Source organism: Chroococcidiopsis thermalis PCC 7203 (genome assembly GCF_000317125.1).
Classification (GTDB): domain Bacteria; phylum Cyanobacteriota; class Cyanobacteriia; order Cyanobacteriales; family Chroococcidiopsidaceae; genus Chroococcidiopsis; species Chroococcidiopsis thermalis.
Map to the genome: position 1 here is coordinate 6002110 of NC_019695.1, position 25504 is coordinate 6027613.

Sequence of the window (25504 nt, forward strand, 5' to 3'; positions counted from 1 at the left end):
AGACGCACAAAGCTATCTGGGAATTTCAGGTGAGGGGAGTAAATTCGTGCAAGTAGTCAAAGAGTACGTTCAGCGCTTATATGACAGCGGGCTAGCCCCCGACGAGTTCATTTGTCATCGCCGTCAGGGTAATTTAGTTGAAATCGAAGAAGGAGCAACGGGCAAGCGGCAAAATGTCTTGACATTCTGCACCAATGATGTATTGGGACTGGTGCAGAACGAAGCCGTGCAGCAAGCGGCAATTGATGCGATCTTGCAATACGGTACTTCTAATAGTGGAACCTCAGTTTTAAACGGTCGCATTGACTTACACCGTCAACTCGAAGCAGAAATCTCTGCTTTTAAGCATCTGCCCCACACCCAGCTATTTTTGAATGCTTGGATGGCAATGCAAGCCTTGATGGATGCTTTTTGTCATCTCGCCATTCCCGTACCAGGATTTCAAAATACGCGAGAGACTCTGATCCTGACGGACGTACTCAACCACGGCTGTATTGTCTCGGCTGTTGTCAATGCCGGGACTCGCTCTGGAAAAGTCTTCAGCCACAGTCCCCGCGTCCGCGTCAAAGCCTATCGCCACTGCGATACTGAAGACTTGGAGCGGAAGTTATATCGCTATGCTCGTCCCGACGACAGAATTATGGTAGTGTCCGATGCTGTCTTCTCGATGGATGGTGACATCGCCCCTCTACCAGATATGCTTGATGTGCTGCAAAACTATGAAGGTAGCGTGCTGGTCATGGATGAGGCACACGCTAGCGGCGCGATTGGAGCCACGGGGAGGGGGATTTACGAGTATTTTGGGATAACCCCTCAAAATGCGATCGCGCGGGGGATCGTGCCGTTGATTATGACCACATTTTCTAAGTTTGCGGCTTCGGCTGGGGCAGCAATTAGCAGTCCTGTGGCTGAATTGATCCCGTTGATGAATTTCTCTCCCACCTCCATCGGCACGGTTTCTTTACCCGCACCTACCGCTGCTGCTGCTTTGGAAAGCATTCGCCAAGTGCGCCAACATCCCGAACTGGTACAACAACTGCAAGCAAAAACCAAATATTTGCGATCGCGTTTGGCTAAGCATGATTTTGAAGCTTTGGGCGAAACCAACGTCGTCCCCGTCGTGTTACCCACTGAGTGCAATCCGAAATACTTTGCCCGTCAATTAATGCAAGAACATGGCATCTGGGCATCGGCAATTTGGTACATTGCTAAGCCACGCTTGCGGATCACCGTTAATGCCTTGCACACCGAAGAGGATATGGATCGGTTAGTCGAAGGAATGGTAGCAATTCGGGATACGATCTACAAACCCATGATCAGCGCCTAGCGAAACGAGCTAAATTCCAAATTCAATTATTAAAAACTTAGATAATTTTTTAAGACCAGGATGCATTGCTGTATTTTGGTCTTAATCGTTTTTTCAAAGATAATTTTCGCTTGCGTCCATAACATTTGTAGGGGCGCACAGCTGTGCGCCCCCACGGAGCGTGTATTTCATCCAGTTACAAATAAGAGCGATCGCACAATTTTTTGACACTGTTGTGTAAATTATGCAAACGATTACAAAGTTTCAAATTAAACCTGTCACGACTCCAGTAGAACAAGAACTTTTTCTCGATGTTCCTGCTAGGGTTTATGCGAACGACCCTTACTGGGTTCCCCCCATCCGCAGCAGTGAAGCCAAGCAATTCTCGCCTAGCAATACTTTCTTTGAGTATGGTAAGGCACAGCAATTTATCGCTCTATCTCAGTCAGGAGAACCAATCGGCAGAATTGTTGCTGCTGTGAATCAACGGTTGATAGAGAAAGAAGGTCAAAATGTCGGAGTCTTCGGTTTTTTTGAATGTATCTCCGATTTTGATGTGGCTCAAGCCCTCCTCCAGGTTGCTTGTGATTGGCTGCGAGAACAAGGTATGACTGTAGTTAGGGGACCAATCGATTTTTCAACTCACAACGGCTGTTTGTTTTTAGTCGATGGCTTTGACTCCCCGCCAATGATTTTAATGCCTTACAATCCACCCTATTACCCAGAGTTTATCGAACGGGATGGTTGGTACAAAGGTAAAGATGCTTACACGTATAATTTTCCCCTAGACAAACCTTTACCAGAGGAATTTGAAAAGGCTTATCGTATCGCTTGTAAAGCTGGCATAACTTTTCGTCCCATTAGAACCAAGGGTGAGGAATTTGAGGCAGATGCGCTGAAAGTTTACGATCTCCTCGTGCGCATGTTTACCGACAACTACAGTTATTCACCGCAAACCCCAGCAGAGTTTTTAGATAAAGCGCGATCGTTTCAATCTCTGATCGACCCTGATGTTTTTCCCATCGCGGAATACAACGGTGAAATGGTGGGGATGTGGATGGGATTACCTGACTACAATATCGCTCTCAAGCATCTAGGCGGCAAACTCGATTGGTTCGGCACGTTAAAATTCTTGTGGTATCGCCGCCAAATTGACCAAGGGAGAGTAATTTACATTTGCTCCCTCCCTGAATATCGCCGCAAAATGGTTTCTTTGGCTCTCATTTATTTGGGAATGCAAGGCGGAATTAAAAAAGGCAAGCCTTACAAACGAGCGGAATTAGGACATATTTACGAAGATAACTCTGCTTCTCGCAAGCTTGTAGAGGCTGCTGGTGGTAAAATTCACAAAACCTACCGGATTTACGAGAAAGCTTTGTGAGTGTTTTAGCTACTCGTGGGAAGAAGGACAAGGGGGACAAGGGGGACAAGGGGGACAAGGGGGACAAGGGGGACAAGGGGGACAAGGGGGACAAGGGAGACAAGGGGGACAAGGGAGACAAGGGGGACAAGGGAGAATAACAACCAACTACCAACTACCATTAACCGTCAACTACTAACTACCAACTACCAACTACCAATTACCCACACCCTTCATGAAAGCACTAGTTACTGGCGCTAACGGTTTTACAGGTTCTCATTTAGTCCGTGCTTTAACCCAACGAGGAGATACTGTTGTTGGTTTGATACGCAAGTCTAGCAATCTTTCCCGTCTGGCTGACTGCCCCATAGAGCTAGTTTACGGCGATATTAGCGATCGCCATGCTCTGCGTGCTGCTATGGCTGGTGTAGACGTGGTGTTTCACACGGCGGCTTATGTGGAATTAGGCATAGTCGATGCAGCTAAGATGGAACGGGTCAACGTAGAAGGAACCCACGCTGTCTTAGATGTTGCCCAAGAATTGAAAGTAGGAAAAGTCGTTTACTGTAGCACTGTAGGAATTTACGGCGATACTCAGGGGAAAGTTATTGATGAAACTTTTAATCGCACTCAAACTGACTTTTCCTCTGCTTATGACGTGACTAAATACAAAGCACAAAAGTTAGCCGACCAATTTGCTGCCCAAGGTTTACCTGTAGTTAGTGTCATGCCTTCGGGTATTTTTGGCTCTGACGATCCCCATTTCGGACCCGTACTGAAACAATTTCTTAAAGGCGGACTGAAATTATGGGCGGGGGGCGATCGCATTACGGGTATCGTTCACGTCGATGACTTAGTAGAAGCGATGCTTTTAGCTGCTGAAAAAGGCAAAACTGGCGAACATTTCATTATCTCTGCCGGAGATTTGCCTACGAAGGAAATGTTTCAAATTATCTCCCAAGAGTCAGGAATTCCCGTTCCCAAGGAAGCACCCAAATCTCTTGTAAAGCTTGTCGGTAATGTTCTCGATCCAATTGGCAGACTGCTAAAATGGCAACCTCCCCTCAGCCGCGAACGAGTTCATTACGTGTACGATCGCTGCGTGCGGGTTGATGCGACAAAGGCAAGAAAAGAGTTAGGCTGGCAACCGCGATCGGTGGAAGAAGTATTGCGTCAAATTGTGAAAGAATTAACGCAATCATCGGTATAACACGGAAGGGGCGCACAGCTGTGCGCCCCTACCCACATCGAAATTTTTATTGGGGTGCGTTATCTAACACACCCTACGATTCCTACTTCTGCGTCAACATCCCATCTTCTAAATAGCTGACGCGATCGGCAACGTCAATAATTCTGGGGTCGTGCGTCACCATCAAAACAGTGCAACCTTGCTCTTTTGCCAAATTGCGAAGTAACTGAATTACGTTGTGACCGCTTTGAGAATCTAAAGCTGCTGTGGGTTCGTCTGCCATAATCAACTTGGGATTACCAGCCAAAGCACGGGCGATCGCGACTCGCTGTTTTTGTCCGCCGGATAGATCGCTAGGTTTTTGATTCACCTGCGCCCCTAATCCTACTTGTTCTAGCAAAGTTCGTGCTTGTTTTTGGGCGATCGCACCATTAATCCCCTTATAGTTCAGCACTAACTCGACATTTTCTGCTGCCGTTAGCGCCGGAAATAAGTTAAAACCTTGGAAGATAAAACCAATATTATGTAATCTAAATTTCGCCAGCTTTTCCCGAGACATTCTAGTAATCTCTTTGCCAAGCAAGTAAACGCATCCTTCTGTTGGCGTAAGCAATCCTGCCAAAATTGAGAGTAAGGTTGTCTTACCCGAACCGGATGGTCCCATAAGTAATTGAATATCACCAGCTCGAATTTCGAGATCGATCCCCTTCAGCACGGGATACTGCTGTTGTCCTGACTGAAATGCCATTTCTATCCCTTTAGCGACAATGGCTGACGATTCTGGGATATTTGCACCACAGTTCGATTCCGCCGATCTTTTGCGGTGCTTGATTGAAGGCTTAATTGCAGTGGCGAAATTGATTAAAGAGGCTGTCATTATTGCAAATATTGAATCGATATGGTTTTAACTTCACGAAAATTTGGAGTAGCCAGGAAAAATATTAAACTTTGTAATGCATGAATGTATTCTACTTACCTTATTTATTTCTCCCTATATAGCTTTCGGAATAAATGAAGCATTTATGAAGTTGTATATAGATATTGTAAATAGTTTTTTTCTCTCCCTGGGAAGAAGGAAATTATGCCTTAAAGACGATTGCCGGATCGACCCGCGTTACTTTTTGAATGGCAAAGATTGCCGAACCGACACAAATTGCTACCGTAATGCCAAACACGGCGATCGCCGTAGCAGGGGTAATCAAGATCGTGATACCCTGCGTCGCAAAAGTCCATGCACCGACTCCAAAGCAAAGAACTATACCTGGGATATAGCCCAAAACCGCCATCCAAAGCGATTGTTCGATAATTACGCCATATATAGTCCAATCGGATGCCCCCATTGCTTTAAGCGTGCCAAACTCGCGCAAATGGTCAGAGACGGAAGAATAGAGAATTTGACCCACAATGATGCCCCCTACGATAATGCCTACAGTTGCACCCAACCCCAAAATAAAACCAACCCCCGTTCGGCGCTGCCAGAACTGCTGCGTTTTCTTAATCAACTCAGCTTGAGTATATGCAGTGGTATTGGGAATAGCTGTTTCTAATCTCTGCTTGAGCTGTTGCAGGTCTTGCCCAGATTGAGCGCGAATTAAAATAAAAGAAATCGTGTCTGAAGCTGCTAGCTGACGCGGTTTAGCTTGAGGACTCTGTTTCTGATTTGTCGGTATACTCGTACATTGAATGTCTTCTGAACCAGTCTGCAACTTACAGGACAACCTAGCATTCTGACCACCAGTTGCATAAGCATTGGCATTCTCTAAAGACGTGAAAACAAAAGGATTAGAAGTAATTGAGCGATTGCCTTGAGTTAAGCCTACCAAACGCACTGGTAGAGAACCGAGTTCTGCTATGTCGCCAACTTTGCTCACGTTTAGCGATCGCAACGTGCTAGTGTCGGCGATCGCTGTGTAAGGTTGTTGCAAAGCTTGCCTACTACCCTGGATCAAATTGTTGGGGTTAAATAGTTGTCCTTGCGGATCGAAACCAATCACCCGTACCAAATTGATATCGCTGCTGGAATGTCGCCAAACAGCACTCTTAAAAATCAGTGCTTCAGCGCGTGCTACTCCTGCTATCTCCTGAGCTTGGTCTAATGTTGTTGCTGGTAGCGGCAAGCTGAGTTCTGGCTGGACTAATGTATCAGAAGTTACCCAAATATCAGCATTGGCATTATATATTAACTGTGCCGCCGATCGCGTAAATCCATTGAAGATCCCTGTTTGAATAGTTACCAGGCTCACGGCGAACATAATTCCTGCTTGCGCTACCAAAAAGCGAGGAATATCTTCCAGCAGGTTTTTACGAGCGAGTGAAACCATAAGACAAGAGCGTGTATAGGAATATCTTACCGAGCAACAACTTTTGTTTTTCTGACAGTAGACAGTTTGTTATTTGTCATTTGGAATTGGTAATTGGTAATTGGTAGTTGATAGTTGACGGTTAATGGTTGCTGGTCACTGGTCACTGGTCACTAGTCACTGATAACTGATAACTGCTCCCTAGACTTGAAACCATGCAGTTAAGGCTACTGCTAAAGCATCAGCAGCGTCGTCTGGCTGAGGGATGTAGTCTAGATTTAATTCGCGGGCTACTGCGAGTTGGACATCGCGTTTATCGGCATTGCCCCACCCCGTCAGCGCTTGCTTAATTTGGGCGGGAGTAAACTCGATGTAGGGGATGTTGTGCTGGGCTAGGACAAGCATTAAAACTCCCCGTGCTTGAGCTACGGAAATAGTACTAGCCATGCGGTAAAAGAACAGCTTTTCAATTGCTACTAAGTCCGGTTGCCATTCTTGAAGTATGGTATGTAAATCTTCATAAATCGTACAAAGTCGGCTGCCGATCTCGTTTTTAGCAGCAGTTTGAATTATGCCAAAGTCTAGCAACTTGACCGAAGTGGCGATCGCTTGGGTCGGAATTGGGGCAGACTTTAATGAAGTTGCTGTTGCGATCGGATCTCCTACTGGCGTACAAATAGCACCGAAGCCTAAAATTGCTAGCCCGGGATCTAATCCCAGAATCCGTTTTTCTAGGCGTTTTTCCAGCCGTTGTTCGATTTGTTGTTTCGATCCCACTGAACCCTTTTACCTCGTTCCCATGTCTAGATTGCTATCATTGTTCCGCAAGTTCTCTTTTGCAAGTTCTCTAAAGTGACTTAGTTTCTAGTTGGTCGATCGTCTGATATACATTGTCATATCCACCTGCATCAGATTCACCTGCGTTATGTCCACCTGCCACGTATCCAGTTATGCCTTTTAATACTCCTAAACGAATTCTCAAGTATTTTCGGCAGGACTCCCGCGCTGTCACTCCCTATCGTGTCAACCAATGGTTTAAGTGGTTATCTCCTGGTTTATCAATCAAGCGCTGGTTATTAATTAGTGCTAGTGGAGTGTGTTTTGTTGGTTTAGGTTTGGCAATCTGGATTAAACTAACACCAATTTTTTATGCAATTCAATTAGTTGAAGGGTTTCTCAATAAAGTTACAACTATTTTACCTAGCTATATTAGCGGTCCTTTAGTTTTGTTATTGGGCTTTTTGTTAATTCTCTGGGGGCAATCTCGAACCGTAGGTTCAATTACTGAGGTATTCCGCACGGATGGCGATGAAGAACTGATCGATTTACTGTTGAACTATCGCCGCTTAAACCGAGGACCAAAAATTGTGGTTGTGGGTGGTGGTACGGGACTATCAACGCTATTACGGGGATTGAAAACATACAGTGCTAACATTACTGCTGTTGTCACCGTAGCGGACGATGGCGGTTCCTCTGGAAGGTTGCGTCGCGAAATCGGCGTTTTACCCCCAGGGGATATTCGTAGTTGCCTAGCAGCGCTAGCATCAGAAGAAAAATTATTGACAGAACTATTTCAGTATCGCTTCAAAGCTGGAGATGGATTAGTCGGACACAGTTTTGGCAATTTATTTTTGACCGCTATGAGCGATATTACTGGAGATTTGGAACAGGCGATCGCGGCAAGTTCCAAGGTTCTTGCTGTCAGAGGTCAAGTGTTGCCAGCAACTCTCAGCGATATGCGTTTGTGGGCAGAATTAGCGGACGGTCGCCGGATAGAAGGGGAGTCTAATATCACTCATGCTAAGGGTAGTATTATCAGACTCGGTTGCACTCCTACCAATCCCCCAGCACTACCCAAAGCCTTGCAAGCGATCGAGGAAGCAGACTTTATTGTTATTGGTCCTGGCAGTCTTTACACTAGTATCATTCCTAATTTGTTAGTACCAGAAATCGCCGCCGCGATCGCCAAACGGTGTCAAAAAGGCAATCCTCCGATTCCCTGTATCTACGTCTGCAATATCATGACTCAACCAGGTGAAACTCAAGGTTATTCTGTTGCAGATCACATTCGCGCGATCGATCGCGCTTGCGGGCGACATTTATTTAGTGCTGTACTCGTACAAAAGCAATCTCCTTCAGAAACTAGCTTAATCCGCTACGCTCAAGAAAATTCTCATCCTGTCTTTCTCGATCGCGAAGAAGTAGCACAGTTAAAGCGACGAATTATCCTTGCTAACGTGATGGATGAAGACGAACAAGGTTTAGTACGTCACAACCCGCAACGCTTGGCAGGAGTCCTATTTCGCTGGTACAGTCGGGCGAGTAAGATGAGAGGATGAGGTTAAAAGTCAAAAGTTAAAAGTCAAAAGTCAAAAGTCAGGAGTCAGGAGACAGAAGTTATGACTAACCAGTAGTAACTGATAACTGATAACTACTCATTCAAATCATGAGAGAGACAATTGTACTTTCGTTAACAAATGCAGCAGCAACGCGATCGCTTGGTGTTAATTTAGGGCGCTGTTTGCCTGCTGGTAGTACGATTTTGTTAGAAGGCGATCTAGGTAGTGGGAAAACGACTTTGGTACAGGGGATTGGTGCGGGTTTGGGGATTCACGAGCCAATCCAGAGTCCTACTTTTACGTTAATTAGCGAGTATTTAGAAGGTCGAATACCTTTATATCATTTCGATTTGTATCGTTTAGAACCAACAGAAATTACAGAATTACAACCAGAAATTTATTGGGAAGGAATAGAGTTTGCCCCTGGAATTGTGGCAATTGAATGGGCAGAAAAGTTAGATTACAAGCCGTTAGATTATCTCCTGATTCGACTGATGCATCGAGGCGATCGCGATCGCATAGTTGAACTTACCTGTATTGGAAACTTTCAATTAGATTATGCCTTTATTACCTGAATTAATCGCCGTAGCCGTTTTACAATTTCTAGTGATTATTGCACCTGGAGCAGATTTTGTGGTGATTTGTCGTAATAGTTTAGTTTATTCGCGGCGAACGGGAATTTATTCTGCTCTCGGTTTAACTTTGGGAATTTTGGTTCATGCTAGTTATTCTTTAATTGGGATTGGTTTTATTATCTCGCGATCGATTGTTTTATTTGCTTTGATTAAGTATTTAGGTGCTGCTTATCTAATTTACCTTGGTTATAAATCATTAATAGCGAAACCACAACGGCAACTAGATCGGCAGTCTAGACGCTCGCAGACTAGTCAAGATCTTAGTAAGCTAGCAGCCGTTAGAATGGGGTTTGTTAACAATATTCTCAATCCTAAAGTGACTTTATTTTTTTTAAGTTTATTTACTCAAGTTATCAACCCGCTTACACCTATACCCGTTCAAATTTGGTACGGCTTGCAAATGGGAATAATGACTTTTACTTGGTATACATTAGTAGCGCTCGTCATGTCTCACCCCATACTTAAAGAAAAATTACTTTCAGTTACCCATTATTTAGAAAAGGCAATGGGAGCAGTTTTAATTGCTTTAGGAATCAGGGTTGCATTATCGGGAGTAGAGAAATAAATTATCGCCGCGCCGACTGTTCGACTGGATTGCGATCGCAAATTTCATAACGTCCTTTACCAGTAGTTTTTGCCCGATACATAGTGAGGTCAGCCTTGTGTAACAAATCTTCCGGTCGTTCGTAACCTGTAAGATTAAAGGCAACACCAATGCTAGCGCTAGTATCGATCGTATGTCCGCCGAAGTGAAAAGGTAAATTTAATTCTCGTTGAATGCGCTCGGCAACATGTACGGCATCATTCGTATTTTTAATATTTTCTAGTAAGATAGTAAATTCGTCTCCTCCTAACCTGGCTACTAAGTCGTCTGGGCGCAGACAAGCTTGCAGACGATGTGAAATTGCAATTAACAAGCGATCGCCAATTGCATGTCCTAGAGTATCGTTAACTGATTTAAACCGATCTAAATCAACAAATAAAACAGCTAATAAAGAATGTTCTTGTTGACTGCCATCGAGAGCGCTATCTAAACGTTGCATGAATAAAGTACGGTTAGCCAATCCAGTTAAAGGATCGTGCGAAGCTTGATGCATCAGTTTTTTCTCGGTGATGTGACACGCGAGAATTTCGGCGCGGAGTTGCTGATTGACTTCTGCCAATTCTCCAGTCCGTTCGCGAATTCTGTTTTCTACTTCGTCGTAGGCTGACTGTAAGGCAACTTGCGATCGTTGTCGTTCCCAAGCTGATAATGCCAAAGCAACTAAATTCGCGATCGAAGCTGTAAAATTTTGTTCTTCAATTAACCATTGGCGTGATGTTTTCTTGTGTCCGTGGCAGACAATACCTACAATCCTACCATTGAGGTAAATTGGTGCGTTCACCATTGCGCCAATTCCAAGTTTTACCAAAAATCGCTCTGCCATTTTTTTGGTTTTGGGTTCGGTGCGTACATCTGCTGTTGCTAATGCTCGCTCTTGACGCAAGGCTTTAAAGTAACCAGGATAATCTGACGCTTGCCACTCCATCCCTGTTGTATACGCAGCAGTACTGCATTGATATAGAGCCGCACACTGTAATTTTCTGCCTCCAGGACTATACACCCACACGCTGGCATACTCCACCTCTAGAGTATCGGCTGCTGCTGCCGTAATTTCACGTAAACGAGCGTTGAGGTCGCTATTTTCTGCCGTTTGTCGCTTAGCTAGCTCGGTTAAAATCTTGCTGTATTTGTAATAGCGTTCTTCCCTCGCTCGTTGTTGATATTGGGAATCTGCTAAGGCTTGCAGCATATGATTAATTGCATCTGCTAAGCTTGATAGTTCATCTTTATTTGCTGCTATATTTTGGGATACTGCGTCTCCCGTGCTGAGACTGCGAACATTGCTGCTGAGGCTAGAAAGCCTTGAAAACACTAATCGATCGAGTAGCAGTAGCACGATCGCGCTCACGCTTACACTAACGACCAATAAGCATAAAAATAAGTAGCGAATGCTAGCTTGTCCTTGATGGTAGATATTTCTGGGCATTTTAACGCTCACAATGACAGCAGGTTGCCCGTAAATATCCCTAATCAGAGTATATCCAGCAATAGTTTCTTCGTTGAGAGGACGCACCAAAACTTTCTGCTGCAATAAAGCAGTCCTGGCTGCTTGGAGATCGGCAGGTAGGCGATCGTCATTAACTGCGTGTAGAGCAAAATCGAGATGAGTGCGTTCGGATATGCGAGCGATCGCATCGCGGTTGAGATAGCGACCGAGAATTAAGACTCCATGACTCGATTTGCTCCGCTCTGTTTTGCGAATCGGTCTGACAGCAATTAATATTGGGGTACGTTGGAGCAGAATTAATCCGGCGATCGCATTATCTCCCCGCAACAGTTCCTTGCTAGCCAAATGTTGCTGAAGATCGCTACCAACGGGTAAGCATTTTTGACAGGTCGGCTCGGAAAATTTTCCGTAAACAATTTCCCCCGATGAATTGACAAAAGCTACTAAGTTTAGCTGGACGTTAGTGAGACTAAGATTATCTACATTATTGTCAATATAGCTTTGATTCGAGTTGTCAAAGAACACGTAAGTTTCGTCCCATTCAGCCCAATCTGTAGCAATCAGATTGACTCGAAAAATTTCTTCATCCAAAGCTTTTTGGACTCGCTCAACCCGAGCGCGAGTCTCCTGTTGCTCTAACTGGATAAAGCTACCAAGTAAAACGGTAGACGAGGTAGTGTAAAGAACTGTAACCAGGCTAACTATAGTAGTTCCGACAATTGGCAGTATTTTTTGGCGTAGTCTCATGGGTTTGACTTTGCTAACCCTTAAAAGCTTGACTAAAGAAGTTCTCAAACCCCATAATTGCAGCACGGCTAAGTGTAATTTCAACCCAGTTATCGCCTTCAATAATTTCAATTTAAAAAAGTAAATTTAAAAAGCGATCGTCTGCTACCAATGAGGATTGTTAACCCGTCGAGGTGAATAACATTCTTAGGAAATCATAAAGTTCTATAGGGCTACCACCGTAAATTTACTGATGTCGTGAACTCCTAACATTTCCTATTTTTAAGTCCTCCGTAGGTTTGCGGTATTATCTTATTTGATATGAGTTTTAGAATTTATTAATATTTATCTATTTAAAAAATATATCCGTAAATTTGCTGAAGTTGTTGCCAGTTGTCAGTTATCAGTGACCAGTTATCAGGGAGCAGAGAGCAGAGAGCAGAGAGCAGAGGGGCAGAGGTAGCAAGACAAGTCACAACGAATTCCGAATTCCGAATTCTCCCCACACCCTTTCTTCACTGATAACTGTCAACAATTACTCGCCAAAACTCAAAGCTTGCCCTCTAACTTGAGTATTTAACTTACCGCGATCGTAGACGAGTTGACCGCCGACAATGGTGTAGGCAGCCCAACCAGTTAAATTCCAACCTTCAAAGGGACTCCAGCCACATTTTGTCTGTAATTCTTCTCGTCTGACGGGATGGTAGTTATTCAAATCGACGAGGACGAGATCGGCATCATAACCTGGGGCGATCGCCCCTTTATTAGGTATTTTGTAAGCTTTGGCTACAGATGTAGACATCCAATGAGATACCTGGGCGACGGTACAGCGCCCTTGCATTGCCTGTGTCAGCATGAGAGGCAAAGATGTTTCTACCCCCGGCATACCGGAAGGTGTATTGGGATATTGCTGGGCTTTCTCTTCTAAGGTGTGCGGCGCATGGTCTGTGGCGATAAAATCGATGACACCATCGAGTAAAGCTTGCCAGAGAACTTCATTGTCGTGAGGCGATCGCAGGGGTGGATTCATCTGCGCCCAAGTCCCGATTGTTTCGTAAGCACTGGTATTGAGTAACAAGTGCTGGGGCGTAACTTCCGCCGTTACCCAACTCGGTTTGTCTTGCCGCAATAACTCCGCTTCTTCTGCTGTAGACATATGGAGAATATGCAGGCGCCGTTGGTACTTTTTCGACAGTTTGAGCGCTAATTGTGTCGCTAGAAGCGCGGCTTGATTATCTTGAATTTGCGAGTGAATTGCCGGATCGTGAATGCCAGCAAATTCCTGTCGTCTTTGGTTAATGCGGGCTTGATCTTCAGCATGAACGGCAATTAAGCGATCGCCCCGTGCAAAAATGGCTTCTAAATACGCTTCTCCATCTACCAATAATGCCCCGTGCATCGAACCCATAAAAATCTTGATCCCTGGTGTGGGGTGGGCAGTCAGCAAGTCGGGGAGATTTTCAGCAGTTGCTCCGATAAAAAAGCCATAATTGACTACACACTTTTGCGCAGCTCGTTGTAGCTTGTCGTCTAGCGTTTGTTGAGTCGTCGTCAGCGGACGAGTGTTAGGCATCTCCAAAAATGAAGTCACTCCACCCTTAGCACAAGCACAGCTAGCGGTGAATAAATCTTCTTTATGTTCCAGTCCTGGTTCGCGAAAGTGGACTTGCGGATCGATCGCCCCTGGCAACAAAGTTAAACCCGTTGCGTCAATTTCCGTCACGGTTGCGTCGCTGGGAGTGGGAATATTTGGGGCAATTTCAACGATCTGGCGATCGCGAGTCAGAACATCTCCCAAGAGAAATTCTCCAGAGGGCAACAGGATACGAGCGCGGCGAATGAGTAAGCTAGAAGTAGATGACATAAAGAAGTGGTAAGTCGGAAGTTGGGAGACAAGGGAGACAAGGGAGACAAGGGAGAAAGAAATTTACAATCTCCACACCCTACACCCTACACCCTACACCCTACACCCCACACCCCACACCCCACTAGCCACTAGCCACTAGCCACTGATAACTGATAATAGAGAGAATACAATTTCTATAGATCCGATTAACAAGCAACATTTTTCACCAAGTTACGTTTTTTTACCTACTACCCCCTAAACACAAGATTTAGCATCTATGTCGCGAGTCCAAAATCAAGTGCCAGAGCAGAATTCTCCTCAAGACAACGAAGGTTCGTGGATTGGAGAACTAGGCAGAACAATTATCTTGAGTGTAATTTTGGCTTTGGGTATTCGTACCTTTGTGGCAGAAGCCCGCTGGATTCCCTCGGAATCAATGGTTCCGACACTCCAAAAGTATGACAAGCTGATTGTGGACAAAGTCAGTTATCATTTTGTCGAGCCGGAACGGGGCGATATTGTAGTATTTTCACCTACAGAGACAATTAAAAAAGATAATCCTAACCTGAAAGACGCTTTTATTAAACGCATTGTTGGACTGCCAGGGGATAAAGTAGAAGTTAAAGGAGAGCGGGTCTATATCAACGATCGCCCCTTACAGGAAAAGTATATTGAAGCTCCGCCACAGTACCAGTACGGACCTGTCACCGTACCACCGAATTCTTACCTAGTTTTAGGTGATAACCGCAACAACAGTTATGACAGTCATTTTTGGGGATTTGTCCCTAGAGATAATATCATTGGTCGGGCAATTGTCCGGTTTTGGCCTCTCAACCGAATTGGAGAGTTGAATTAATTAAGATGTAGAGACGTTACACGTAACGTCTCTATAACCAGATTTTGACAACGCGACCGTTGACTTGTTGACCCAACCAAGGGGTATTGTGAGAGCGAGATTTTAAAGTCTGCTGCGTCACAGTCCAAGTGTGTTGGGGGTCGAAGAGAATCAATTCCGCTGGCGAGTTGGGAGCGATCGCATTTACATTCTGTTGCAAGCACTCAGATGGACGGTGACTTAAGGCTTGCCATAACTCTAAGGCGGAAAATTCTCCAGTTGCGACGAGATTTTGCCAGAGTAAGGGTAAAGCGAGTTCTAAGCCAATTGCCCCAGCAGGTGCTTCCGCAAAGGCAACCGTTTTTTCTTCATAGGTATAGGGCGTGTGGTCGATCGCGATCGCGTCTATAACTCCCGTCCGCACGCCTTGGCGTAGGGCTACAACATCTTCAGGATTGCCTAAAGGTGGTTCTACCCGTAAAGCAGGATTGTAACTGCTCAAGGCTTTGGTATCGAGCAATAGATGCATCCAAGTCGTACTAGCGGTAATTGGTAAACCGCGTGCTTTTGCCGTTGCGATTAACTCAACGCTACGGGCAGTAGAAACCCGCATCAGATGCACGGGAGTACCAATCGCGGCAACTAATTCTAGCAGAGCAGCCAGAGCAGTTGTTTCGGCGATCGCGGGGTTTCCTGGTAAGCCAGATCGCATAGAGTAAACACCCTCTCGCACCACTCCATTACCAACCAGACCACGGTGACAAGCCCAGAGCGCCACTGGCTTATCTAAAGGTTTGAGATATTCCAACATCCGCCGCAACAGCCCCCAATTTTCAATTGGCTGACCGTCAGCAAAACCCACAATTCCCGCCGCTCCCAATTCTGCTAACTCCGTCATTTGCTGTCCCTGGACTCCGGTTGTGAGCGCACCCCAAAAAGAGAGCTGGGGGAGCTGAGGGAGCTGAGGGAGCTGAGGAGACAAGGGAGAGGGGGAAGACAAGGGAGTAAATTTCTCAGTTCTTCCTTGTCCCCCTTGTCCCCCTTGTCCCTTTCCCAGTAGCCTAGACACCACAGCCGAGTTATCCACAGGCGGAACGGTATCGGGTAACAAATTGACGCGCGTGAAGCCGCCAGCAGCAGCTGCTGCTGCAAGAGTTGCCAGCGTCTCTCGTTCTTCAAACCCTGGTTCTCCCGAATGGCTGTAGAGATCTACCAGCCCCGTGCCTAAGATCGAGCCTTGACAGTCATTAACTTGAGTATCAGCTGGATAATCGGTCAATTGTGGCGCTATTGCCGCGATCGCACCATCTACAATTAACACATCACATGCTTGGCGATCGCTCCCCGTCACCGGATCGATAACCCGTACTTGTCGTAGTAATTCACTCATCGTCATTTGTCATTTGTCATACCCTACGGGAAGGGCTTCGCCCTATGTCATTTGTAATAAATCGTGGTTAGTTGTTCTTGGTTTTGACTTTTGACTTTTGACTTTTGACTTATTCATGACCAATGATATTTACAACGCTCCAGCTGCGGTCTTGTCGAGTACGCCTCCGCCTAAGTGGGTGGTAATATTCATTGCTTGCAACACGGGTAAACCATTTAAGCCTTGAGGATAATCAATGACTGTCACGGCTCCGTTACCTTGGCGGAAGTTCCAAAACTGAGCGGTGGATAAACCTAAAACGTGGCAGAGCAAAACTTTGTTTGTGGCATCGTGTGCCACCACTATACCTGTCTGAGGGCGATCGGTGACCGAAGCTAGCATTGTCTGCCAATCAACAACGCTGCGTTCCCAGACTTGCTGTAAATTTTCTCCTTCTGGCATTTGCACCTCACCTGGTACTGTCCGCCACCGTTCTAATTCCCCTGGAAATGTTTGTTCGATTTCTGCTTCTAATTTTCCTTCCCAAAGTCCGTGACCGATTTCTCTGAGTCCGTCGTATAATTTCAGTTGAGTCTCGGGGTGATGCTGCAAAATAATTTCGGCTGTTTCCTTGGGACGCAGCATCGGACTGCTGAAGGCAAAATCGAGTTTTACGGTTTTGAGAAATTCTGCGGCTTTACGGGCTTGTTCTCTGCCATTGTCATTCAGGGGAACGTCAATTTGCCCTTGAAATTTGGTCTGGCGGTTCCACTCGGTTTCGCCATGCCGAATTAGTAAGATTCTTTGTCCTTGATGGTTCGGTCGGAAAGATGGTAAAACATCTCTTCCCAAATGGGCAAGTTGATTCATTGATTCAAGCTGTACGAAACCGCCTTGACCCTGACTTTCACTAGGCGGGAAGGGGGGTTTAAAATTTAAAACGCTAATGCCGCAATTGGACTGTTGGATGGAATGATAGCGGCTGGGAGAAATGCCAATTGCGGTACTGAGGAGGGCGCGGTTAATGCCGTTGTGTCCCACAATTAAGATAGTTTCCCCAGCATGGCGGGAGAGAATATCTTGCCAAAATTGTCGTGCTTGTTGGTAGAGGGCGAGGACGGGAAAATGCTCTTTTGTGCCTTGAGGCGTTTGTAGTTCCATTTTGAATTCGTGAGGAAACTCGTGCCACAAGCGGTAATCTGTGGGAAATTTCTCCTTGACTTCATGGACTGTGAGCTTTTCCCATAGGGGTAAGTCAATTTCTAATAACTGTTCTGTAACTGTTAGAGGTGTTGTCGTGGCGAAACAGTTGCGAACGATTTCTGCTGTTTGTCTGGCACGTTGCAGCGGGCTGGAGTAGATAGCGGCAAAGTTGAGATTGCTAAGGGCTGCGCCGACTTTGAGAGCATCTTCACGCCCTTGTTCTGTTAAGACTGAAACATCGCTGCGTCCTTGGATGCGACGTTCGGCGTTATAGCTGCTTTGTCCGTGGCGCACGATTACAACACGAGTGGTCATTTAGATAAGAGCTAAGGTTGAGAATTCAAATTTATTGCCAGGGTCATTTTAACTTGCAGCGATCGCCATCGCTAGGGAAAAATTTTTCCCCCTGGCTGTTTCTTGCCATAATGCTCAAGAAGGGCGATCGCATTCTAGAGTGTGGCATGACAATTAAGCGGGTAGTTTTAAGTGTGTTGACGGTGTTAACAGTTTTACTGGCTGGAGCATCTTTATGGCAAAGTTGGCAGCAGCCCCAGTTTCAAAGTCGCTTGGAACTCTACGAAACTAATCTTCTCTTGCGTGCTGCCGAGTGGCAACCCCAAGATAGTGGGGGTAAAGATTTGACTAATGCTCGTAAAGCTTTGTTGGGAGATAAGCCCATAGAATCGGCAATCGAGCAATATCAGGAAGCTAAGACTTCTACCCAGAAAAACATTAAGAAAGCTTTAGCACAACTCAAACAAGCGCGATCTCTACCTGAATCCGCACCAGCTACTCCTCAGCCTAAATCTGCCACTCCACCAGTGACAGAAACGTCTCGTGCTAACCAAGAGACTATATCACAGCGATCGCTCGCTCGACTAGAAAAACTCGACGCCGAACTCACCTTACGCTTGGGAATTCTCCAAGCACAGCAAGGAAAGACGGCGGAGGCGGTGAAGACTTGGGAAGAGTTGAAGGAGAATTCGGAATTCGGAATTCGGAATTCGGAATTATTAACGACTCCCGACTCCCGCATCGAAGATACAGCTAACGCCCTCATCGGACTGTGGAGCAATCCGGCGCGGTTGTTGCCTGACGCACAGCAGTTGATTCAAACTAATTTAGACGGATGGTTTCGCGATCGCGCTTTGTTGCGTCTCTACGAACTTCAGCAACGACAAGATGCATTTGCACAACTACAAGCGACACAACAAGAATTAGCCGAACGAGCGATTGTCAAGCTAGCAATTATTGGTAGTTTACCCTGGTTGGCAGGCGTGACTGGCTTAGGGTTGCTGATTTTTTTGATAGCTCAGAGATTGAGAAAAGGCAAAGAATCTGTTCTATCTCGAAATGAAGATACAGTTTGGGTTACACCTTGGACTGGGGAAATAGTTTGGCAAGTATTTATTGTCGGTTTTTTCCTGATGGGACAAGTGTTAATTCCCCTAACACTTTCATTTCTTGGTGTCAAGCCTGTAGGCGGACAAATTAGGATTCAGGCTTTCTACGTTTTGGTTAATTACTTACTACTAGCTGCGGGAGGGCTGGGAGTTTTATATTTATCGATTAAATCGTTTTTTCCCCTCCCTGAAGGCTGGTTTCGTTTTAACTGGCGAAGTAACTGGATATTATGGGGTTTTGGTGGGTATTGCGTTGCTTTGCCTTTGGTATTGATCGTGTCAATTATCAATCAACAATTGTGGCAAGGGCAAGGCGGTAGCAATCCGCTCTTATCGTTAGCGTTGGAAGCACGAGATAGTGTAGCTTTGAGTATATTCTTTTTTACTGCCGCGATCGCTGCTCCTTTGTTTGAAGAATTTCTGTTTCGCGGTTTTCTGTTACCTTCTCTTACCAGATATATGTCTGTTTGGTGGGCAATTATTTTGAGTGCTTTCTTGTTTGCCTTAGCTCACCTGAGTCTCTCGGAAATTTTACCGCTGATGACGTTGGGAATAATTTTAGGGATAGTTTACACGCGATCGCGCAATCTTTTAGCACCAATGTTGCTGCACAGTTTGTGGAATAGTGGCACGCTGGTGAGTCTGTATATTTTGGGGAGTGGTGCTACTTGAGAAAGTCAAAAGTTAAAAGTCAAAAGTCAAAACTGTGGGGCAGAGAATATAGGCGATCGCTTTAGCTTGGCAAATACTCAAAATCTAATATTTAGTGCAAGCTGTAAGAGCATTCGTCAGGAAAATTCGGTCAAAATATTATTTAGCTTAGCCCGCAAGTCTGGGAAAAAGCTTTAGCTCTGCTTCAAAACCAGCGGCTGTAGCTGACAAATCTTCTTTACTGGTGGCAATAACGCTAGAGTGGTTACTGAGCCTTTTTTGCAAGTCACTCTAGTTGTCCTATGCAACTCGTCCCAAAAACTGAACCGCAGCAAGCAGATACTAGCGCGATCGCTGCGCCAAGCGAAAAAATCACTCTGGATGTCCAGGGAATGAAGTGTGCTGGTTGTGTCAAAACTGTAGAGAAACAATTATCTCAACATCCTGGTGTCATTTCTGCTTGCGTGAATTTGGTGACAGAAGTTGCAGTTGTAGAGTGTGAATCTGGTGCAGTCGAACCAGTCGCCTTAGCTGAAAGATTAACGGCGGCGGGATTTGAAACGCAAGCAAGGACGGCGGAAACAGCACAAACCAATGTTGGCGAAGATGTTGAAGCAAAGCATCGCCAAAAAATGCGATCGGCACAGAGACAACTGATAGTAGCATCCATACTGCTCGTTCTCTCCAGTATCGGGCATTTGAGCGAGTTAGGCGGACCAGTCTTACCAATTTTAAGTAATATCTGGTTTCACTGCGGCTTAGCTACAGTCACCCTACTCCTACCAGCACGAGAAATTTTAGTAGATGGCTGGCGAGGATTACGTCACAACGCGCCGAATATGAATACTTTAGTGGGCTTAGGCGCACTAACGGCATATACGGCAAGCCTAGTAGCTTTACTCTTCCCTCAACTGGGTTGGGAGTGCTTCTTTGACGAACCAGTGATGTTACTGGGATTTATCTTACTAGGCAGGACGTTAGAACAACAAGCGAGAGGACGCGCCGCTACTGCATTTAGAAATTTACTGGCGCTACAACCCCAAGTCGCACGGTTAATTCCAAACCCAGAAAAAGTTACGCCCAAGGGACAAAATACGAGTATTGAAATTCCTGCCGATCGCGTTCGTGTTGGAGAATGGTTGCAAGTCTTACCATCGGAAAAAATTCCCGTGGATGGGGAAGTGGTAATAGGACAAACAACCGTAGATGAGTCGATGCTGACGGGGGAATCGATTCCCGTGATGAAACAAATCGGGGACACCGTAGCAGCGGGGACGTTAAATCAGTCAGGTGCGATCGCCATTCGCGCGACTCGTACAGGTAAAGACACCACCCTATCTCAAATTGTGGCATTAGTAGAAGCAGCCCAAACCCGTAAGGCTCCAGTGCAGAAATTAGCCGATACGGTAGCTGGTTATTTTACCTACAGCGTGCTAACAGTTGCAGCTTTAACATTTACCTTTTGGTACTTTTTCGGCACTCATATTTGGTCTGATGTCTTAACTGTGACAGATTGGCATCACGCGCATCACTCGCTACACACTCAACATTTGGCTCATTACTACGCCACGCATCACGCCTGTACGGGCGCACAGCCGTGCGCCCCTACGCACTATTCTCCCTTATTGCTCAGTTTAAAACTGGCGATCGCAGTGATGGTTGTTGCCTGTCCCTGTGCCTTGGGACTCGCCACTCCTACAGCAATTTTAGTTGGTACGGGCATGGCAGCCGAGCGGGGGTTATTAATTAAAGGTGGCGATGTCCTCGAACGGGTACACCAATTAGATACGGTAGTATTTGACAAAACTGGAACCTTGACAACTGGTCATCCTGTCGTGACTGATTGTATTGAAGTCGGGAGTCGGGAGTCGGGAATCGGGAGTCGGAGAAGAGAGCTGAGGGAGCAAGACAATTCGCAATTCGCGCCTTTTCGCAATTCACAGTTAATTCACCACACCCCACACCCCACACCCCACACCCTCATCCAATTAGCAGCGGCGGCGGAAAGCGGATCGATTCATCCCCTAGCGACAGCAATTCAACAGGAAGTCAAGCAACAGGGATTATCGATTCCAGCAGCTAGCGAATTTCATACCGCACCAGGATTGGGAGTATCTGCTGTAGTCGAAGGACGACAGGTACTCCTGGGTAATGAAGACTGGTTGACTCAACAGGGAATAGCGATCGATGAAGCCACACAAGCTCAAGCTCAAACACTTGCAGTCGCAGGTAAAACAACGATCTACATTGCTGTAGCGGGGCAGTTAGCGGGTTTAATTGCGGTGATGGATACCCCTAGACCAGAGGCAAAGAAAACCGTTGAGAGCCTGCAAAAAATGGGGCTAAGAGTCATTATTTTAACTGGAGATAGACAAGAAGTTGCTCAGGCGATCGCCCAACAACTGGGAATTGCGCAAGTCTTTGCTAACATTCGCCCCGACGGCAAAGCAGGAGTGATTCAAGAACTTCAGCAAGGAAGCAGAGGAGCAGAGGAGCAAAGGAGCAGAGAAGAAATCCAAAATTTCCCTACCCCTCACTCCTCACTCCTCACTCCTCGCTCCTCAGTTGTTGCCATGATTGGGGACGGAATCAACGACGCGCCAGCCTTAGCTCAAGCTGATGTGGGGATTGCCTTACAAGCTGGGACAGATGTAGCGATGGAGACGGCTGGGATCGTGCTGATGGGAACAAAATTAACCGATGTCGTGGAAGCAATTCATCTCAGTCGAGCGACATTTAACAAAATTCGACAAAATCTATTTTGGGCATTTGCTTACAATGTTTGCGGAATTCCCATTGCAGCAGGTGTATTACTACCAATATTGGGGTTCGTCCTCAGTCCTGCGGCGGCAGGGGCGCTCATGGCATTTAGTTCTGTTAGTGTCGTGACTAACTCCTTGTTATTACGTCGTTTAAAAAATAGACTCGATCTCAACTAATCGAGGTTAAACTAGGTCAAGAATGATTACTCAAGAGTGTGGTTGAGTAATGGATAACTCAAAAGGTTACATATTCTAGAGAGTCAAAACCTACAATAAATCACAACCCGCTTTCAATGCCTTCACAACCCAATCAGAACCATCTACTAATTATAGAAGACGATCAGGGGCGCAAAGAGTTTGTTTTAGACGGTCCTGTTTATTCTATTGGTAGAGACTCCCGCTGCGATATTCGGCTGTTTTCACAGTTTGTATCTCGCCGCCATGCTACTTTAGTTCGATTGCCACAGGAGGATGGCAGTTCCTTCTATCGAATTGTAGACGGTGATGCTAAGGGCAAGCCGAGTGCTAATGGATTATTAATTAACGGTCGCAAGCTTCAAGTCCACGATCTTCAAGACGAGGACGAAGTTGTGTTTGGTCCGAGGGTACGGGCAATCTACTATCTCCTCAAACGCGATACTATTCCCTCAGCGCCACTGGATGAATATGATGTGACGCTGATTGGACCCAATATGATGCCAGATTTTGACGATTAGATCGGTTTGCGAAACTATAAACTGGATGCAAACTAGTCCAGGAAGGCAGAAAGTAGAAGGCTTCGATCTAAATCGACTCAACCGCAGTTTCTACTAACTGCCATTGGCAATTATCTACGATCGCCTGCTTGACTAAATTAAACATTTGGTAGCAGTGATTATCTATTTGAAGTGGTAGTTCTTCATTTTTTACAATCAAATTTACCCGTGTTGCTGAGTTGGTAGCGTTAGTTTTATCGATGAGTGCTTCCACCTTAACTAGCTTTGAAAACGAGACTTGACCGAGACGTTCTCGCGCCATCATGTAATCGCTTTCATCGTGTTGAATATCTAAATGGCACGAGTGCAAAACTTGATTCAATAATTGGCGCAAAAACTCTACATCATCTGCAACTGTTGCAACTGTAAACGAACAAGTATAGCGAGCCATAGCAATCACCCCTCACCTGGGTAATGGTCGATACTATAATAGCCAAACCTTTATTCAGTGTCTTTGAAAAATTCCGCACTCACCCCCAGTCAAGTCGCTTCGCTCCAATTCAAAATTTAAAGTTAATTTTGAATGCGTGAATTTTGAATTTTGAATTGGTCAAATGGTGACAAGATGTTGGAACTGAAGGTATTGAGAAATTATTTCAGCAGATATTGTGGATTGCCGATCGACAGCAAGCATCCTCAATAGCAAACTTTGAAGTGAACGCCATTGCTCAGACTATAATCCAAAATCTCAAATCCGAAATTTCTAGATTCTACCTCCATTCAAGAAAGCTGCCAAAGCCTCTTCCCAACTGGGTATGAGTTTGGCAGTTTGCACGGAGTTAGCAGTAGCATGTGTGGATGGTTGTACTTGGTTCGTGCCAGAAGTTGTGATGCGAACGATCCGCTTTTGCACGTATTCAGCAATTTTGTCATTAAAAATGCCAATCTGCCGATCGAGAAAATCAATGTGATTTAGGTGATTGGCAATTAGGAACCGATGGTGCGATCGCACGGGTTGAAAATAGGAATCCTGCGGCTGCTGCTGGCGTAGATCGATCGCAATATCGCTGACATTAGAAGTATTCGTTTCTCCTTCAGCGATCGCTACTAGTAAAGCACGGGCAGAGATATGCATGATATCGCTAACCATAGATACGAGTTTAACATTGGCTGATTCCAAAACTTTGTAAAGGCGATCGACCACATGCAGGCGTTCTTTGACTAAGAAATGACGCTGGCGCATCAAGTCTCGTAAGTCTCTTTGCGGTACGGGGTGAATAAAACTGTTGCGGATCAAACCATGACGTAGCAATTCGGCTAGCCATTCAAAATCCGGCGTATCGGTATTACGCCCTGGCACATCTTTGATCCGCTGGGCATTGACAACTAAAACGCTAAAATTAGCTTCCAGAATGTGATAAACCGTTTTCCAGTCTTCACCAGTAATATCCAATGCGATATGAGTCACGCCATTGCTTCCTAGCCAATCAGATAAAGCTAGTAAGTCCGGCACTTTATTGTTGAAGCTGTGCGTCTGACTTACCCTCTCTCCTTTTGAGTTTGAGGTAATACAGCAAGCCAGTACAGCTTTTTTCTGGACATCCAAACCCGCACAGTAAGGGTGTATTACTTCCATATAAATCGGACAGCTAGACTAATTTAGTTAGGCTAGCGGAGCAACAGCCTAGTGTGCAACTAGTTAAACTACATACTTGTAGAAAAGGGGGAGTTGGGAGTCGGGAGTCGGGAGTCGGGGGAAGGGAGCTGAGGGGGCTGAGGGAGCTGAGGGAGCTGAGGGGGCTGAGGGAGCAGAGAAGAGAGCTGAGGGAGCAGAGAAGAGAGCTGAGGGAGCTGAGGGAGCTGAGGGAGCAAAAAACAACTGTCAACCGTCTTCACGCAGTGTAGCGCCAGCGTTTACCGTCAACTACCAAATACCAACTACCAACTACCAACTACCAAATATCATTTCAAATATCGTTGAAAGAAATTCATAGTCATTTCCCATGCTTCTTTGGCTGGGGCAGCGGCGTAGCTATCGCGGCGATCGCTTAAAAAGCCATGTCCGGCATTGGGAAAAACGGTGAGAATGTAACGTTTTTTCGCTTGGGAAAGAGCTTGGCTAATACGGGCGTGTTCGTCGGCGGCTATCATCTCATCATCCGCGCCGTAAACTAACATAATGGGCGATCGCATGGCATCAACTCGATCGAGTAAAGGTTTGCGTCCTATTTTTGCTACACCGATGCCGCTACCATAAAAACTGACTGCTGCTTGAAAGCGATCGGCATGTACGGCATTCGCGAGAAACGTGTATCTGCCTCCCATACAAAAACCCGTTACGCCAATTCGATCTGCGGCTACTTCCTGGCGTTTGGCTAAGAAGTCTAAACCTTGTCCGACTTCAGCCATTACGGTATCGTCGTTTAAAGATTTGAGTTTAGCTACTGCTCCTTGTAAGTCTTTATAGTCATAAACATCACCATGATAGAAGTCTGGGGCAAGGGCAACATAGCCAGCTTGGGCGAAGCGATCGCAGACATTTTTAATATTCGGGTTTAAGCCAAATGCTTCCATAAAAACTATGATGACGGGAAAAGTGCCGCTGCCTTGGGGACGAACGTAATATCCCTGTAAATCTTGACCTAAAGTAACCGTTTCGCCTTTGGCTGTAGGTTTGGTTTGAGCATTTCCCGTTCCTGTTTGTACCAGTAGAGGTGTAGTAGCGACACCAGCAGATAAAATCAATAAATCGCGTCTGTTCATGAGGTTCGGCAAATAAAAAATGATTATTGGGATTCAGCTATTCAGCTTAATCCGAGCGTGCATCCCCGTAA

Annotated in this window: 23 protein-coding genes; 13 read left to right on the top strand and 10 right to left on the bottom strand. The window is 45.7% G+C overall.

Annotation, left to right across the window (positions count from 1 at the left end; translation table 11 throughout):
* Positions 1–46: 46 nt before the first annotated feature.
* From CHRO_RS26170 to CHRO_RS26180, 4 genes are all read left to right on the top strand, one after another.
* Entirely contained in the window at positions 47–1327 is a 1281-nt protein-coding gene (locus CHRO_RS26170; protein ID WP_015157246.1) for an aminotransferase class I/II-fold pyridoxal phosphate-dependent enzyme, read from the top strand.
* 223 nt (positions 1328–1550) lie between these two features.
* On the top strand, positions 1551–2687 hold the full coding sequence (locus CHRO_RS26175) for a hypothetical protein (protein ID WP_015157247.1): 1137 nt from the start codon (positions 1551–1553) through the stop codon (positions 2685–2687).
* Positions 2688–2702: 15 nt separating this feature from the next.
* Positions 2703–2927 (top strand): hypothetical protein, encoded by a 225-nt coding sequence (locus tag CHRO_RS33585; RefSeq protein WP_219336034.1) that lies wholly within the window; start codon positions 2703–2705, stop codon positions 2925–2927.
* Positions 2902–3876, top strand: a complete 975-nt coding sequence (locus CHRO_RS26180) for an NAD-dependent epimerase/dehydratase family protein (protein ID WP_015157249.1) — start codon at positions 2902–2904, stop codon at positions 3874–3876. The genes CHRO_RS33585 and CHRO_RS26180 overlap by 26 nt, the downstream gene beginning before the upstream one ends.
* 82 nt (positions 3877–3958) lie before the next feature.
* Here the strand turns inward: CHRO_RS26180 and CHRO_RS26185 are convergent, their stop codons facing one another.
* The 3 genes from CHRO_RS26185 to ruvC all read right to left on the bottom strand — a co-directional run bounded on the left by CHRO_RS26185 (position 3959) and on the right by ruvC (position 6902).
* Complete coding sequence (locus tag CHRO_RS26185) at positions 3959–4732, bottom strand: ABC transporter ATP-binding protein (protein WP_015157250.1); 774 nt, start codon at positions 4730–4732, stop codon at positions 3959–3961.
* Between the two features lie 202 nt (positions 4733–4934).
* On the bottom strand, positions 4935–6176 hold the full coding sequence (locus CHRO_RS26190) for an FtsX-like permease family protein (protein WP_015157251.1): 1242 nt from the start codon (positions 6174–6176) through the stop codon (positions 4935–4937).
* A gap of 180 nt (positions 6177–6356) precedes the next feature.
* Positions 6357–6902, bottom strand: coding sequence for a crossover junction endodeoxyribonuclease RuvC (ruvC, locus tag CHRO_RS26195; RefSeq protein WP_041463549.1), 546 nt, complete (start codon positions 6900–6902; stop codon positions 6357–6359).
* A 203-nt stretch (positions 6903–7105) separates the two neighbouring features.
* On the opposite strand from ruvC, the gene CHRO_RS26200 reads away from it, so the two are divergent.
* From CHRO_RS26200 to CHRO_RS26210, 3 genes are all read left to right on the top strand, one after another.
* Positions 7106–8494, top strand: coding sequence for a gluconeogenesis factor YvcK family protein (locus CHRO_RS26200; protein WP_015157253.1), 1389 nt, complete (start codon positions 7106–7108; stop codon positions 8492–8494).
* A 107-nt stretch (positions 8495–8601) separates the two neighbouring features.
* On the top strand, positions 8602–9069 hold the full coding sequence (locus tag CHRO_RS26205) for a bifunctional alanine racemase/tRNA (adenosine(37)-N6)-threonylcarbamoyltransferase complex ATPase subunit type 1 TsaE (protein WP_015157254.1): 468 nt from the start codon (positions 8602–8604) through the stop codon (positions 9067–9069).
* Positions 9053–9694: a LysE family transporter gene (locus CHRO_RS26210; protein WP_015157255.1), complete on the top strand. Its 642-nt coding sequence runs from the start codon at positions 9053–9055 to the stop codon at positions 9692–9694. The genes CHRO_RS26205 and CHRO_RS26210 overlap by 17 nt, the downstream gene beginning before the upstream one ends.
* 1 nt (position 9695) lies before the next feature.
* Here the strand turns inward: CHRO_RS26210 and CHRO_RS30065 are convergent, their stop codons facing one another.
* Together CHRO_RS30065 and CHRO_RS26220 are read right to left on the bottom strand one after the other, a co-directional pair.
* Positions 9696–11927, bottom strand: a complete 2232-nt coding sequence (locus CHRO_RS30065) for a diguanylate cyclase domain-containing protein (protein WP_015157256.1) — start codon at positions 11925–11927, stop codon at positions 9696–9698.
* A gap of 514 nt (positions 11928–12441) precedes the next feature.
* The gene (locus tag CHRO_RS26220) at positions 12442–13770 is read right to left on the bottom strand and encodes a dihydroorotase (RefSeq protein ID WP_015157257.1); all 1329 of its coding nucleotides are present in this window, start codon (positions 13768–13770) and stop codon (positions 12442–12444) included.
* A gap of 6 nt (positions 13771–13776) precedes the next feature.
* Between CHRO_RS26220 and CHRO_RS34620 the strand changes: the two genes are divergently transcribed.
* Both CHRO_RS34620 and lepB read left to right on the top strand, forming a co-directional pair.
* Positions 13777–13905: a hypothetical protein gene (locus tag CHRO_RS34620; protein WP_281168611.1), complete on the top strand. Its 129-nt coding sequence runs from the start codon at positions 13777–13779 to the stop codon at positions 13903–13905.
* Between the two features lie 124 nt (positions 13906–14029).
* Positions 14030–14608: a signal peptidase I gene (gene lepB / locus CHRO_RS26225; protein WP_015157258.1), complete on the top strand. Its 579-nt coding sequence runs from the start codon at positions 14030–14032 to the stop codon at positions 14606–14608.
* Positions 14609–14639: 31 nt separating this feature from the next.
* Here lepB and CHRO_RS26230 read toward each other — a convergent pair whose 3' ends face one another.
* Both CHRO_RS26230 and CHRO_RS26235 read right to left on the bottom strand, forming a co-directional pair.
* Positions 14640–15983 carry a dihydroorotase gene (locus CHRO_RS26230; RefSeq protein WP_015157259.1) on the bottom strand — a complete coding sequence of 448 codons (1344 nt, stop codon included), beginning with the start codon at positions 15981–15983 and terminating at the stop codon, positions 14640–14642.
* A gap of 123 nt (positions 15984–16106) precedes the next feature.
* Positions 16107–17474 carry a histidine phosphatase family protein gene (locus tag CHRO_RS26235; protein WP_015157260.1) on the bottom strand — a complete coding sequence of 456 codons (1368 nt, stop codon included), beginning with the start codon at positions 17472–17474 and terminating at the stop codon, positions 16107–16109.
* Positions 17475–17620: 146 nt separating this feature from the next.
* Between CHRO_RS26235 and CHRO_RS26240 the strand changes: the two genes are divergently transcribed.
* From CHRO_RS26240 to CHRO_RS26250, 3 genes are all read left to right on the top strand, one after another.
* The gene (locus CHRO_RS26240) at positions 17621–19234 is read left to right on the top strand and encodes a CPBP family glutamic-type intramembrane protease (protein WP_041463551.1); all 1614 of its coding nucleotides are present in this window, start codon (positions 17621–17623) and stop codon (positions 19232–19234) included.
* Positions 19235–19515: 281 nt separating this feature from the next.
* Positions 19516–22152, top strand: a complete 2637-nt coding sequence (locus CHRO_RS26245) for a heavy metal translocating P-type ATPase (RefSeq protein WP_015157262.1) — start codon at positions 19516–19518, stop codon at positions 22150–22152.
* Between the two features lie 116 nt (positions 22153–22268).
* On the top strand, positions 22269–22691 hold the full coding sequence (locus tag CHRO_RS26250; RefSeq protein WP_015157263.1) for an FHA domain-containing protein: 423 nt from the start codon (positions 22269–22271) through the stop codon (positions 22689–22691).
* A 67-nt stretch (positions 22692–22758) separates the two neighbouring features.
* Here the strand turns inward: CHRO_RS26250 and CHRO_RS26255 are convergent, their stop codons facing one another.
* Both CHRO_RS26255 and CHRO_RS26260 read right to left on the bottom strand, forming a co-directional pair.
* Positions 22759–23121 carry a phospholipase D-like domain-containing protein gene (locus tag CHRO_RS26255; protein WP_015157264.1) on the bottom strand — a complete coding sequence of 121 codons (363 nt, stop codon included), beginning with the start codon at positions 23119–23121 and terminating at the stop codon, positions 22759–22761.
* 312 nt (positions 23122–23433) lie between these two features.
* Positions 23434–24306: an IS110 family transposase gene (locus CHRO_RS26260; protein ID WP_015157265.1), complete on the bottom strand. Its 873-nt coding sequence runs from the start codon at positions 24304–24306 to the stop codon at positions 23434–23436.
* A gap of 53 nt (positions 24307–24359) precedes the next feature.
* Between CHRO_RS26260 and CHRO_RS32960 the strand changes: the two genes are divergently transcribed.
* Positions 24360–24575 carry a hypothetical protein gene (locus CHRO_RS32960; protein ID WP_041462647.1) on the top strand — a complete coding sequence of 72 codons (216 nt, stop codon included), beginning with the start codon at positions 24360–24362 and terminating at the stop codon, positions 24573–24575.
* Positions 24576–24632: 57 nt separating this feature from the next.
* Here CHRO_RS32960 and CHRO_RS26270 read toward each other — a convergent pair whose 3' ends face one another.
* The gene (locus CHRO_RS26270; RefSeq protein ID WP_015157266.1) at positions 24633–25433 is read right to left on the bottom strand and encodes a dienelactone hydrolase family protein; all 801 of its coding nucleotides are present in this window, start codon (positions 25431–25433) and stop codon (positions 24633–24635) included.
* Positions 25434–25504: the final 71 nt, after the last annotated feature.